Raw genomic sequence first — 12,156 nt, 5'->3', positions numbered from 1 at the left:
CTCAAATAGCGGCGCGCAGTGCTTCACGGATCAGGGTTTCGCAGTCCGCGTCAGGCTTGCCAACCTTACTGATCATGCGGCTGGCCTCCTGCGGTTTATAACCCAGCGCTACCAGCGCCGCAACCGCTTCCGCTTCGGCGTCGTTGCCTTCCGGCTCGGCATCCGGCGCGGTGAGCGTAAAGGCGGATTCGCCGGAGAAGAGATCGCCATGCAGCCCTTTAAAGCGGTCCTTCATCTCCACCACCAGACGCTCAGCGGTTTTCTTGCCGACGCCGGGCAGTTTAACCAGGGCATTGATCTCCTCTTTTTCCACCGCCGTCACAAACTGCTGCGCCGACATGCCGGAGAGGATAGCCAGCGCCAGTTTGGGTCCCACGCCGTTGGTTTTAATCAGCTCGCGAAACAGCGCGCGCTCCTGCTTGTTATTGAAGCCAAACAGCAGCTGCGCGTCTTCACGCACCACAAAGTGGGTAAAGATCACCGCTTCATGGTTGAGTTCAGGCAGCTCATAAAAACAGGTCATCGGCATATGCACTTCATAACCCACGCCGTGCGCCTCAATCAGCACCAGCGGCGGCTGCTTTTCCAGAATATTGCCCCGTAAACGACCTATCACCTGAACGCTCTCTTCATTAATCTATGTGGCGGGATTTATAACATAAAAAAGGCTGGATGAATATCCAGCCTGAAACAGAACCTGATGCGGCCCGCTTATCCCGACCGCAGCCGCCCGCGCGTCAGCAGAAGTTTGCTGTCGCTGACGCGCGCCGCATTCTGACTGACGTGGCAGTGCGTAATGGCGATAGCCAGCGCATCGGCGGCGTCCGCCTGCGGATTGGCGGGCAGTTTCAGTAAGGTACGCACCATATGCTGCACCTGACTCTTCTCCGCGCCGCCGGTGCCGGTGACCGTTTGCTTAACCTGACGCGCGGCGTATTCAAATACCGGCAGATCGAGATTCACCGCGGCGACAATCGCCGCGCCGCGCGCCTGCCCAAGCTTCAGCGCCGAGTCGGCATTTTTCGCCATAAATACCTGCTCAATGGCGAAATAGTCCGGCGAGAACTGCGTGATGATCTCGCTGACGCCCGCATAAATCAGCTTCAGGCGCGCCGGCAGCTCGGTGGTATTGGTGCGAATACAGCCGCTGCCCAGATAGGTGAGCTGGCGGCCGGTCTGGCGAATCACGCCGTAGCCGGTGATGCGCGAGCCAGGGTCGATCCCCAGAATTATCGCCATGCCGCGCCTCCGGCGTGAGCGTTACGCAGAGACGCCATTACAGCGTTTCCGCCACCTCATCAGAAATCTCGCCGTTATGGTAGACTTCCTGCACGTCATCGCAGTCTTCCAGCATGTCGATCAGACGCAGCAGCTTCGGCGCCGTCTCAGCATCCAGTTCCGCTTTAGTTGACGGAATCATCGACACTTCTGCGCTGTCCGCTTTTAGCCCTGCGGCTTCCAGCGCATCGCGCACCGCGCCCAGCTCTTCCCATGCGGTAAAAACATCAATCGCGCCGTCATCGTAGCTGACGACGTCTTCTGCGCCGGCTTCAAGCGCGGCTTCCATCACGCTGTCTTCGTCCTGACCCGGCGCGAAAGAGATGACGCCCTTTTTGCTGAACAGGTAGGAGACCGAGCCGTCGGTGCCGAGGTTGCCGCCGGTTTTGGTAAAGGCGTGACGCACTTCGCCCACGGTACGGTTACGGTTGTCGCTCAGGCACTCGACCATCACGGCGGAGCCGCCCGGACCGTAGCCTTCATAGATGATGGTTTCCATGTTGGAATCATCTTCACCGCCCACGCCGCGCGCAATCGCGCGGTTCATGGTGTCGCGCGTCATGTTGTTGGACAGGGCTTTGTCCATTGCGGCGCGCAAACGCGGGTTAGAACCGGCGTCGCCGCCGCCGAGTTTGGCCGCGGTAACCAGCTCACGAATGATTTTGGTGAAAATTTTACCGCGCTTTGCATCCTGAGCCGCTTTGCGGTGCTTGGTGTTCGCCCATTTACTATGACCAGCCATTAGATCTTTTCTCCAGTTTAGGCATCGCACAGGCTATCCTGCTTGCGATCTTGTTCCCCGGCAGCGCTCGCTATCCTCACGTACAAAAGTACGCTCCGGTTGCTGTGCGCTGGCGGTAAACAACCTCGCGGCGCCGATAACGCCTGACTGTTTAAGTCTGTGGTGCGCTCTGCAAGATTGCACCGATTTTTACGATCCAGTCTGCCGCCGGAAGAGACGCGGCGGGCAGCTAAATAAATTCTTCAATCGCCTGGCGATTGCTCCAGGACTTGGTAAGGGCTGCGGCAGCGGCGGGATCGAGCCAGCGCGCGGCGAGATGTTCGCTGAGCGCCGGCTGGCGCTCGCTGGGCAGCGCCAGCCGGAACCAGTGTTCCCGGTTGTGCGTTACCCCTGGCGCGTAGCGATGGCGATAGTGCGGAAAGATTTCGAATTCGATCTCTTTATGACAGTCGTCCAGCGCCAGCTTTTCCCCGGCTACGTCGATAGCCAGCTCTTCCAGCACTTCGCGCTGAGCGGCCTGAAGCGGCGTTTCGCCCGCCTCCAGACTGCCGGTCACAGATTGCCAGAAGCTGCTGTCATCACGCCGTTGCAGCATTAACACCCGGCCCGTATCCTGCGCGAAAATCACCACCAGAACCGATACCGGATGTTTATAGCCCATTACTTATTCTCTGACTTTTCTTTTTTCGGGGCGAGCTGAATGCCCAGGTCCGCCAGCGCCGCCGGGTTGGCTTCGCTTGGCGCTTCGGTCATCAGACAGGCCGCCGCGGTAGTTTTCGGGAACGCGATAACATCACGGATGTTTTCGGTACCGGTCAGCAGCATCGTCAGACGATCCAGGCCAAAGGCCAGGCCCGCGTGCGGCGGCGTGCCGTATTTCAGCGCATCAAGCAGGAAGCCGAACTTCTCGCGCTGCTCGTGCTCTTCAATGCCCAGAATGCTGAACACCGCCTGCTGCATCTTACCATTATGGATACGAACGGAACCGCCGCCCACTTCATAACCGTTAATCACCATATCGTAGGCGTTGGCGACCGCGCTGAGCGGATCGGCCGCCAGCTCTTCCGCTGTCATCTCTTTCGGCGAGGTGAACGGATGGTGCATCGCCGCCAGGCCGCCCTCGTCGTCCTCTTCGAACATCGGGAAGTCGATGACCCACAGCGGCGCCCAGGCTTTCTCGTCGGCGATCTGCAAATCGCGGCCCACTTTCAGGCGCAGCGCGCCCAGCGCGTCGGCCACCACTTTAGCGCGGTCAGCGCCGAAGAAGATCAGATCGCCGTCAGCGGCGCCGGTACGGCTCAGGATCGCTTCCACGATCTCCGCGTTAAGGAACTTCGCCACCGGACTTTGCACGCCTTCAAGGCCGTCAGCGCGCGCGTTGACCTTCATCCACGCCAGCCCTTTCGCCCCATAAATTTCCACAAATTTGCCGTATTCATCGATCTGTTTACGGCTCAGCTGCGCCCCGCCCGGCACGCGCAGCGCGGCAACGCGACCTTTGACGTCGTTAGCCGGACCGGCGAAAACCTGAAACTCGACGTTTTTCAGCAGATCCGCGACGTCCACCAGCTCCATCGGGTTGCGCAGGTCCGGTTTGTCGGAACCGTAGCGACGCATCGCTTCCGCAAAGGTCATCTGGGGGAACTCGCCCAGATCAACGCCTTTTACTTCGAGCCACAGCTTGCGGATCATGCGCTCGTTGATTTCACGCACCTGCGGCGCGGTCAAAAACGAGGTTTCAATATCGATCTGGGTAAATTCCGGCTGGCGATCGGCGCGCAAATCTTCGTCGCGGAAGCACTTCACGATCTGGTAGTAGCGATCGAAGCCAGACATCATCAGCAGCTGTTTAAACAGCTGCGGAGACTGCGGCAGCGCATAAAATTTGCCTTTATGCACGCGGCTCGGCACCAGATAGTCACGCGCCCCTTCCGGCGTGGCTTTGGTCAGCATCGGGGTTTCGATGTCGAGAAAGCCTTCGTCGTCCATAAAGCGGCGCACGAAGCTGGAGATTCTGGCGCGGGTTTTCAGGCGCTGGGCCATCTCCGGGCGACGCAGATCCAGATAACGATATTTCAGACGCGCTTCTTCGCTGTTGACCTGATTGGAGTCGAGCGGCAGCGGCTCGGCGCGGTTAATGATCGTCAGCGCCTCGGCAAACACTTCCACTTCGCCCGTGGCCATGTCGGCGTTTTTGTTTTTCTCGTCGCGAGCGCGAACGGTGCCGGTGATCTGGATGCAGAATTCATTGCGCAGCTCAGATGCCAGCTGAAAAGCCTCCTGACGATCGGGATCGAAGAATACCTGCACGATGCCTTCACGATCGCGCATGTCGATAAAAATCAGGCTTCCCAGATCGCGACGGCGGTTGACCCAGCCGCAAAGAGTGACTTGCTGACCTACATGAGACAGATTGAGCTGTCCGCAATATTCTGTACGCATAACGTATCCTTTTAACTTCGCCGCTGCTGCCTGGCAGCATCAGGCCGCGTAACCTTTTAAGATGCTGCCGCAAAAAAGGCGGCCATTATAATGGAAAAAGGCAGGCAGGATAAGTAGAGCTGCGCCAAACCACGTATTTCGTCGCCGGTTTTTCGTCCCGGACGTAAACAGGCTACGCTGTAGAGCAAAATCAGTAACAAAGGAGAAGTCGTGACGCTTCGTATCGGGCTGCCGCAGTGGCAGCATCCACACTGGAAACGCTGGGGTATTGAAAGCCTGGCCGATTATGCCCGGCTGTTCCACTGCGTAGAGGGCAACACGACGCTGTATGCTCTGCCTGCGCCCGACACCGTTCAGCGCTGGCGCGATATGACGCATGACGACTTTCGCTTCTGCTTTAAGTTTCCGCAGACCATCAGCCACCAGGCTCAGCTGCAACACGCCGACGACCTGCTGAGCGACTTCCTGCGCCTGTTCGATCCGCTTGCCGACCGCATTGGTCAGTACTGGTTGCAGCTGCCCGCCGCGTTTTCGCCGGCGCAGCTGCCGGATCTCTGGCGCTTCCTTGATGCCCTGCCGCACCGCTTCAGCTATGGCGTTGAAGTGCGTCACGCCGCGTTCTTCGCCAAGGGCGAAGCGGAGCGCGTCCTTAACCAGGGCCTGCAACAGCGCGGCGTCAATCGGGTGGTGCTGGACAGCCGTCCGGTCCACGCCTCTACCTCGCAAAGCCCCGCCGCGCGCCATGCGCGCCAGCAAAAGCCGCGCGTGCCGCCGCACGCTTTACGCACCGGCTCGCGGCCGATGGTGCGCTTTGTCGGCAGCGACGATGTGGATGAGAGCGAGCGATTTTTCCAGGTCTGGCGCGAAAAGCTGGCACAATGGCAGGCAGAAAGCGATCCGCTGCTGTTTATCCATACGCCGGATATGGGGCAGGTATTTCCGCTGGTGCGACGCTTATGGCCGCAGCTACAGGCCATTGACGCCGGTATCGGCGCTGGACCGGCCTGGCCGCAGCAGGAATCGCTGTTCTGATTAACGAGGATAAGCATGGTAAGCGCGTTATATGTGGTACTGGGTGTCTTTTTAATTATGAAGTTCGCGCTGGACGTGGTGCGTTATCGCCGCCACTATCGGGTGGCGTTCGGCGACGGCGGTTTTCACGATCTGCGCGTCGCGATACGCATTCACGGCAACGCCGTCGAGACGATTCCCCTGGCGCTGTTGCTGCTGGTGGTCATGGAGATGAACGGCGCGGACCTCTGGATGGTGCATCTCACCGGCCTGCTGTTTTTTGTCGGCCGTATTGTCCATGCGCAGGGGCTGCGCCGCAGCGCGCTGGCCGGTCGCAAGTACGGCATGATGCTGACCCTGTTTGCGCTGTGCGGCATGGCGGTATTTAATCTTATCTATCTTCCCTGGGAACTGGTGCTGACGCTGCACTAAGCGGCTGCGGGCGTAAAGGATGCAGCCCGCCGCACTTTCTGCCAGAATAGCGCCCTTTCCGATGTCTTTCCGGATTTACTATGTCTGACCGCGATACGCTATTTTCCGCGCCCATCGATAAGCTGGGCGACTGGACCTTTGACGAGCGCGTGGCTGAAGTCTTCCCCGATATGATTCAGCGCTCCGTGCCCGGCTACTCTAACATCATCTCAATGATCGGCATGCTGGCCGAGCGTTTCGTTACGCCCGACAGCCAGGTTTACGATCTGGGCTGCTCGCTTGGGGCCGCCACGCTCTCGGTTCGCCGCAATATCAGGGTGCCCGGCTGCACCATTATCGCCGTGGATAATTCGCCCGCGATGGTAGAGCGCTGCCGCCGCCATATTGACGCCTTTCGCGCCGATACGCCGGTGAACGTGCTGGAGGCCGACATCCGCGACATCGCCATCGAAAACGCGTCGCTGGTGGTGCTTAACTTTACCTTGCAGTTCCTTGAGCCTCCTGCGCGTTTGCAGCTGCTGGAGAAAATCTGGCAGGGCCTGAAGCCCGGCGGCGCGCTGGTCTTGTCCGAGAAATTCAGCTTTGAAGACGCCGAGGTCGGCGAGCTGCTGTTTAACATGCACCATGATTTCAAACGCGCCAACGGCTACAGCGAGCTGGAGATTAGTCAGAAGCGCAGCATGCTGGAGAACGTGATGCTGACCGACAGCGTGGAGACGCATAAGGCGCGGCTGAAACAGGCGGGCTTTGCTCACGCGGAACTCTGGTTCCAGTGTTTTAACTTTGGTTCGCTGGTGGCGTTGAAATGATTGAGTTTGGCCGTTTTTATCAGCAAATCGCCACCGGACCGCTCGCCAGCTGGCTGGAGGTGCTGCCCGCACAGATCGCCGCCTGGCAGAAAGAGAATCTGCATGGCCTGTTTCGCAACTGGGAGAAGTCGGTTGAGCACCTGCCGCTGTTGCAGCCGCAGCATCTCGATCTGCTGCACAGCGTCAGCGCCCAGCGCGACGACCTCAGCGAGCGTCAGCGTCAGGGCATTGAAAAATTGCTGCGCAATCTGATGCCGTGGCGCAAAGGGCCTTACGCCCTTTACGGCACGGAGATCGACACCGAGTGGCGCTCCGACTGGAAGTGGCAGCGCGTTGCGCCGCACATCTCGTCGCTGGCGGGCCGGACGGTGCTGGACGTCGGCTGCGGCAGCGGCTATCACATGTGGCGTATGGTCGGCGCCGGCGCGCAGCTGGTGGTCGGCATCGACCCGATGCAGCTGTTCCTCTGCCAGTTCGAGGCGGTGCGCAAGCTGCTGGGCGACGATCGCCGCGCGCATCTGCTGCCGCTTGGCATTGAACAGCTGCCGGCGCTACAGGCGTTCGACACCGTGTTTTCCATGGGCGTGCTTTATCATCGCCGTTCACCGCTCGATCATCTTTTGCAGCTGAAGAATCAGCTGGTCAGCGGCGGCGAACTGGTGCTGGAAACGCTGGTTATCGAGGGCGATGAGCGGGATGTGCTGGTGCCGGGCGAACGCTACGCGCAGATGCGTAACGTTTACTTTATTCCTTCCGCGCTGGCGCTCAAAAACTGGCTGGAGAAGTGCGGTTTCGTCGATGTGAAGATCGTTGACTATGCCGTGACCTCGACGGAGGAGCAGCGTCGTACCGACTGGATGACCAGCGAATCGCTGGCCGAGTTTCTCGATCCGCAGGATCCCACGAAAACGGTGGAAGGCTATCCCGCACCGCTGCGCGCGGTGCTGGTCGCCACAAAACCCTGATGCTTAGCGGCGAGACAGCGCCAGTTTCGCCGCAAAGCCAATGAACACCATGCCCGTCAGGCGGTCCATCACCTTAAGCACCGCCGGACGGCGCAGATGGGCCGCAAAGAAGTGGCTGCCGCCAATCAGCGCCGCATTCCACACCAGTCCGATCGCCATATGCGTCAGCGCCATCAGGCTGCACCACAGCGGCACGGATGCGCCAGCGGGAATAAACTGCGGCAGAAAGGTCACGTAGAACACGCCGACTTTGGGATTGAGCATATTGCCGAGCAGCCCGCGGCTAAAACAGCTCAGGTAGCTCTGCTGCCCCGTTTCGCCTGCCGCCTCATTCTGCGCCTGGGCGCGAGGGTTTAGCAGTAGCCGGATACCCAGACAGAGCAGATACGCCGCCCCCATCCATTTCAGCAGGTTATAGGCTATTTCTGACGCCAGCAGCAGCGCGCCCAGCCCAAAGCCGACCGCCACGCCCCACACCAGACAGCCCAGAGTTACGCCAAAGGCGGTGGCGGTGGCGCGTCGCCAGCCCTGCGCGGCGGTCGTGCGCAGCACCAGCGCGGTATCAAATCCCGGCGTTAACGTCAAAATCGTGATAGCGAACAGAAAGGAAAACAGCAAGGTCGCAGTCATAGTCATCTCCCTGAGGTCGAACCGCTACCCTAACAAATTTTTAGCAGGAAAACGCCTATTCCGCTTCCGCGGGTCGGTCCCAGTACTGATATTTATAAGCCGCGCTGAGATGACGTTCGATCGTGCCCTTTTCAAACACTTCGGTCTCGTGCAGATAACTCAGGGTGCAGTTGCCGACGTCATCCCACAGCTGACACTCATCCACCGAACGCACCGTGCTGACCGGCGTGGTTGCCGTGCCGTGCAGCTGCCATTCGCGGAAATTTTTATCGTAGGTATAGCGATCTTTGCTGCGCGCCGTGACGGCGCTTACCACCTGTCCCTGTGGATTCCATTGCCAGCTGCTCTCGCCATTGGTCAGCGTATCGGTGCCGCGCGAGACGCTTTTCCTCAGCCGCAGCTGCGCATCGTAGCGGTAGGTCGTATCGGTAAAGCCGCTTTTGCCCATGCTGGTAAATTTATCGGAAGCGGTAACGATATTGCCATGCTGGCCGATCAACCAGCTAATGGTGCCCTGCCGGTTATCGATGACCTGTTCCTGCCCCTCTTTCAACACCTTCACCAGCCAGGCGTATTCCCCTACCCAGCCGCCCTGGACGCGCGCGATATGCTGCTCCATGCTCAGCACGACGTTGTGCTCTTTTTTATCAAAGGTCACGTCGGCCACCAGCAGAATCCCGCAGGGATCGAACTGACCGAGCACCCGTTTCTGCGAGTCGACATCCTTGCCAAACTCGCCTGCGATCACCTGACGCACGGCGCCTTTAGCGCTGCCGCCAAGCATTATCCAGCTGTTGCTGCTGGCGACGGCTTGGCTGTGGGGTCCACAGGCGGCGGCCCACAGTGCGGGCGAGGCGAAAAGCGAACCCAGAACAAGCGCTGCAATCAGAGAGCGTTTCATGGTGTAACTCCCAGAGATCTCAATAACCTGAGTGTAACCGTATTGGCCGAATCTGGCGCGGCCTGGCGTAAAATCGGCGAAAAAATAGCCCGGCAGAATGCGGCTGACGTAAGCGGAACGGGTAAATTGTCCGGACCCGGCGCGGGCGGCAGGCCGTTCAGAGCGTTTACAGCTTTTTACCGCTGTTATTAATTATCAGGGGGAGTCTTTGGTCGCTGCCAGGCGCTGGCCGCCCTGCTGGACAACCCGTTTTTTCAGTAAAAATTTATTAATATGCAGATAAAAAGAACCCCAGCAAGTGACTGGGGTTTGGTACTTGCAAACATCACGTCATAAGGCGTGCTGCGCGGCAAAATCTCGGGTGATTCAGGCTACCCTGACGGTATTTAGCTGCATCACGCTCTTCATGGCCTCGACAACATCGCTATCCACGCAGTAACGGCTGAACTCATCCATTTCGGCGTCGGAACACATGGACACACCGACTTTACGGTAGCGCATCGGTGAAGCGACAAGGCGGCTGGCAGAGCTGTGAACCTCGCAAAGTCCGCTGTCCAGGAACTTTTGCAGATTGCTGAGACGCACGCCAGCACCGGCCATAATGATTGGACCCTCACTCTGTTCATTAAGTTCCTTTAATAATGCAATTCCGTTTTCAGCGCTCTGCTGCTGACCAGAGGTCAGGATACGCGCCACCCCCAGCGCCGTTAGCTCTTCCAGCGCGCGGTTCGGGCTGTGGCAGAGATCGAAGGCGCGATGAAACGTTACCTGCAACCCGTCACACAGCGCCATAATCTGGCGCATACGGGCGCGGTCGATATGCGCGTCTTCATCCAGCATGCCAATAACCAGCCCTGGAAATCCCAGCTCCCGTATTCTCGCCACGTCAGATTTCATGATTTCAAATTCACGCGCGGTGTAGCAAAAGTCGCCGCCGCGTGGCCGCACGATAGGATGAACCGGAATGGATATTTCACGTCGCGCCGCTTCCAGGGAACCAATGGAAGGCGTGAGGCCGCCCTCGCGCGGTGCGGCGCACAGCTCAACGCGATCGGCGCCGGCCTGCTGCGCCGTCATAGCGCAGTCTACGCCGTAGCAGCAAATTTCCAGTAGGGTCATTGATTCCTCCTTTACATGACGTCTGGCTCGACACAGGGCTATCAGTTAGTCTGACAATGAAAATCAGTTTACGTGGAAAACAGAACATGGCATTCAATTTTGACCAACGTATAGACCGGCGTCACAGCGATAGTCTCAAATGGAACAAATATAGTGACCCAGACGTCCTGCCTCTCTGGATAGCGGACACTGATTTTCGCTCTCCCGACTGCATCATCAACGCTCTAAAAACCCGCGTCGAACATGGCGTTTTTGGTTACGGCTCCCGGCCGACCGGTTTGATTGACGCGGCGATCGATCGCTTTGAACAGCGCTACCAGTGGAAAGTAGAGCCTGAGTGGATTGTGGTGCTGCCTGGCGTGGTCAGCGGACTCAATCTGGCGATGCGCGCCTTTACTCAACCTGATGAACGCTCCCTCTCTCCCTCGCCGATCTATCCCCCTTTTCGCGGCGCGGCGAAGCTGGCTGCGCGCGAGCAAATCTATCTGCCGCTAAGGTTAGAGGCGGGACGCTGGCTGATCGACCTCAGCCAGGCCGAGCCGCCGCTCAACGGCAAAGAGAAACTGCTGCTGTTATGCAATCCGCAAAATCCCGGCGGCACCGTATATCGACGCGACGAGCTGGAGGCGCAGCTGGCCTTTGCTCAGCGGCACAATCTGATCGTCTGTTCCGATGAGATCCACTGCGATCTGCTGCTGGAGCCTGGCGCACGGCACATCCCTTTCGCCAGCCTGAGCGAAGATGCCGCGCAGCGCAGCATCACGCTAATTTCTCCGTCGAAAAGTTTTAATATCGCTGGCCTGGGCGCGTCGCTGGCGATTATTCCTGACGCGGCGCTGCGGGCGCGTTTCAGGCAGACGCGGCAGGGCATTGTGCCCGACGTGGATATTCTGGCGCTGGTGGCTGCCGAAGCCGCCTGGCGCGACGGCGATGCGTGGCTTGAGGCGCAGCTCGCCTATCTGCGCACCAGCCGCGACCGCTTGTATGCGGCGGTTAATGCGCTGCCGGGCTTATCGATGGCGCTGCCTGAAGCCACCTACCTGGGCTGGATAGACTGTAGCGGACTGGATGTGGCCAGTCCGGCGCTCTATTTTGAAAAGCAGGGGCTGGGCTTTTCGCCGGGGCGCGATTTCGGCGACGACCGCTTTGTTCGCTTTAACTTTGGCTGCACGCACGCCACGCTGGAACAGGCGTTAACGCGGCTGCATGCCGCGGTAGCCGCGCGCGCTTAACCCGCCTCGCTGGCGACAATCTCCTCCAGCCGCCACGGGTGAAACTTGATCGTCGTTTGCCCGTCGGTGACGGCGAGCGTGGGATTCGGCAGCCGCTCATTTTCTCCCAGCGGCGCGCTGGTTTTGAACGAAATGCCCGGCTGCGTCAACGCTTCATCGCTCAGCAGCGCCATTGCGCGCATCCCCAGCGTTTCATGATCGCCACGCAAGACAATTTCGACATGTTCAAAACCTTCATGCCGGTAGCGCTTCTCGCCAGGCCAGGGCAGTTCGACCACGTCCAGCAGCCAGCCGTTGAGCGGTAAAGGCTGACGCAGTCTGAAGAGACAGATGGGCCGGCCGTTGATTATCGACCGGGAAAACTGCGTGCCGATCTTTGCCAGTCCCTGTTGCCAGCGTTCAGCCGTGCTGTTCTGGTGGCAGCGCACGGCGATATGATCGGCCTCAAGCGCCGCTAAGTTTAATCCGAGGCGATCGGCGAATTGTTGCAGCGATGCGCCAAAGCGCACAAGATCTGACTCCAGATCCGCTAATTCAGGTGGAAATATCGTGTCAGATGCCATGAAACCCCTCTGGTAGTTTAAGGTTTTTAATC

The 12,156-nt window shown here is 59.0% G+C and carries 14 protein-coding genes; 5 read left to right on the top strand and 9 right to left on the bottom strand.

Annotated features, from left to right (window positions below; genetic code table 11):
* Position 1: 1 nt before the first annotated feature.
* From ruvA to aspS, 5 genes are all read right to left on the bottom strand, one after another.
* Positions 2–616, bottom strand: a complete 615-nt coding sequence (ruvA, locus tag BBB56_RS06665) for a Holliday junction branch migration protein RuvA (protein ID WP_123800018.1) — start codon at positions 614–616, stop codon at positions 2–4.
* Positions 617–711: 95 nt separating this feature from the next.
* Positions 712–1,239: a crossover junction endodeoxyribonuclease RuvC gene (gene ruvC, locus BBB56_RS06660; RefSeq protein WP_123800016.1), complete on the bottom strand. Its 528-nt coding sequence runs from the start codon at positions 1,237–1,239 to the stop codon at positions 712–714.
* A gap of 37 nt (positions 1,240–1,276) precedes the next feature.
* On the bottom strand, positions 1,277–2,020 hold the full coding sequence (locus BBB56_RS06655; protein ID WP_123800014.1) for a YebC/PmpR family DNA-binding transcriptional regulator: 744 nt from the start codon (positions 2,018–2,020) through the stop codon (positions 1,277–1,279).
* Between the two features lie 229 nt (positions 2,021–2,249).
* On the bottom strand, positions 2,250–2,681 hold the full coding sequence (gene nudB / locus BBB56_RS06650) for a dihydroneopterin triphosphate diphosphatase (RefSeq protein ID WP_123800012.1): 432 nt from the start codon (positions 2,679–2,681) through the stop codon (positions 2,250–2,252).
* Positions 2,681–4,462 (bottom strand): aspartate--tRNA ligase, encoded by a 1,782-nt coding sequence (aspS, locus tag BBB56_RS06645; protein ID WP_123800010.1) that lies wholly within the window; start codon positions 4,460–4,462, stop codon positions 2,681–2,683. Before aspS ends, nudB begins: the two co-directional genes overlap by 1 nt.
* Before the next feature lie 210 nt (positions 4,463–4,672).
* Here aspS and BBB56_RS06640 point away from each other — a divergent pair, with 210 nt between their 5' ends.
* The 4 genes from BBB56_RS06640 (at position 4,673) to cmoB (ending at position 7,679) form a co-directional block, all read left to right on the top strand.
* Complete coding sequence (locus BBB56_RS06640) at positions 4,673–5,494, top strand: DUF72 domain-containing protein (RefSeq protein ID WP_123800008.1); 822 nt, start codon at positions 4,673–4,675, stop codon at positions 5,492–5,494.
* 15 nt (positions 5,495–5,509) lie between these two features.
* Positions 5,510–5,905 (top strand): MAPEG family protein, encoded by a 396-nt coding sequence (locus tag BBB56_RS06635; protein WP_123800006.1) that lies wholly within the window; start codon positions 5,510–5,512, stop codon positions 5,903–5,905.
* An 80-nt stretch (positions 5,906–5,985) separates the two neighbouring features.
* Positions 5,986–6,714, top strand: a complete 729-nt coding sequence (cmoA, locus tag BBB56_RS06630) for a carboxy-S-adenosyl-L-methionine synthase CmoA (RefSeq protein ID WP_123800004.1) — start codon at positions 5,986–5,988, stop codon at positions 6,712–6,714.
* Complete coding sequence (gene cmoB, locus BBB56_RS06625) at positions 6,711–7,679, top strand: tRNA 5-methoxyuridine(34)/uridine 5-oxyacetic acid(34) synthase CmoB (protein ID WP_123800002.1); 969 nt, start codon at positions 6,711–6,713, stop codon at positions 7,677–7,679. Before cmoA ends, cmoB begins: the two co-directional genes overlap by 4 nt.
* A gap of 3 nt (positions 7,680–7,682) precedes the next feature.
* On the opposite strand, the gene BBB56_RS06620 is transcribed toward cmoB, so the two are convergent.
* The 3 genes from BBB56_RS06620 to cutC form a co-directional block, all read right to left on the bottom strand.
* Positions 7,683–8,309, bottom strand: coding sequence for a LysE family translocator (locus BBB56_RS06620; RefSeq protein ID WP_123800000.1), 627 nt, complete (start codon positions 8,307–8,309; stop codon positions 7,683–7,685).
* Positions 8,310–8,364: 55 nt separating this feature from the next.
* The gene (locus BBB56_RS06615) at positions 8,365–9,210 is read right to left on the bottom strand and encodes a hypothetical protein (RefSeq protein WP_123799998.1); all 846 of its coding nucleotides are present in this window, start codon (positions 9,208–9,210) and stop codon (positions 8,365–8,367) included.
* Between the two features lie 366 nt (positions 9,211–9,576).
* Positions 9,577–10,329: a copper homeostasis protein CutC gene (gene cutC / locus BBB56_RS06610; RefSeq protein WP_123799996.1), complete on the bottom strand. Its 753-nt coding sequence runs from the start codon at positions 10,327–10,329 to the stop codon at positions 9,577–9,579.
* Between the two features lie 86 nt (positions 10,330–10,415).
* On the opposite strand from cutC, the gene BBB56_RS06605 reads away from it, so the two are divergent.
* Positions 10,416–11,561, top strand: a complete 1,146-nt coding sequence (locus tag BBB56_RS06605) for a MalY/PatB family protein (RefSeq protein ID WP_123799994.1) — start codon at positions 10,416–10,418, stop codon at positions 11,559–11,561.
* On the opposite strand, the gene BBB56_RS06600 is transcribed toward BBB56_RS06605, so the two are convergent.
* Positions 11,558–12,124 carry a VOC family protein gene (locus tag BBB56_RS06600; RefSeq protein WP_123799992.1) on the bottom strand — a complete coding sequence of 189 codons (567 nt, stop codon included), beginning with the start codon at positions 12,122–12,124 and terminating at the stop codon, positions 11,558–11,560. The two genes, BBB56_RS06605 and BBB56_RS06600, sit on opposite strands and share 4 nt — an antisense overlap.
* Positions 12,125–12,156: the final 32 nt, after the last annotated feature.

The organism is Candidatus Pantoea deserta (assembly GCF_003813865.1).
Classification (GTDB): Bacteria; Pseudomonadota; Gammaproteobacteria; order Enterobacterales; family Enterobacteriaceae; genus Pantoea; species Pantoea deserta.
The sequence above is the reverse complement of the archived record's forward strand: the minus strand, read 5'-3'. Positions and strand labels throughout refer to the sequence as shown.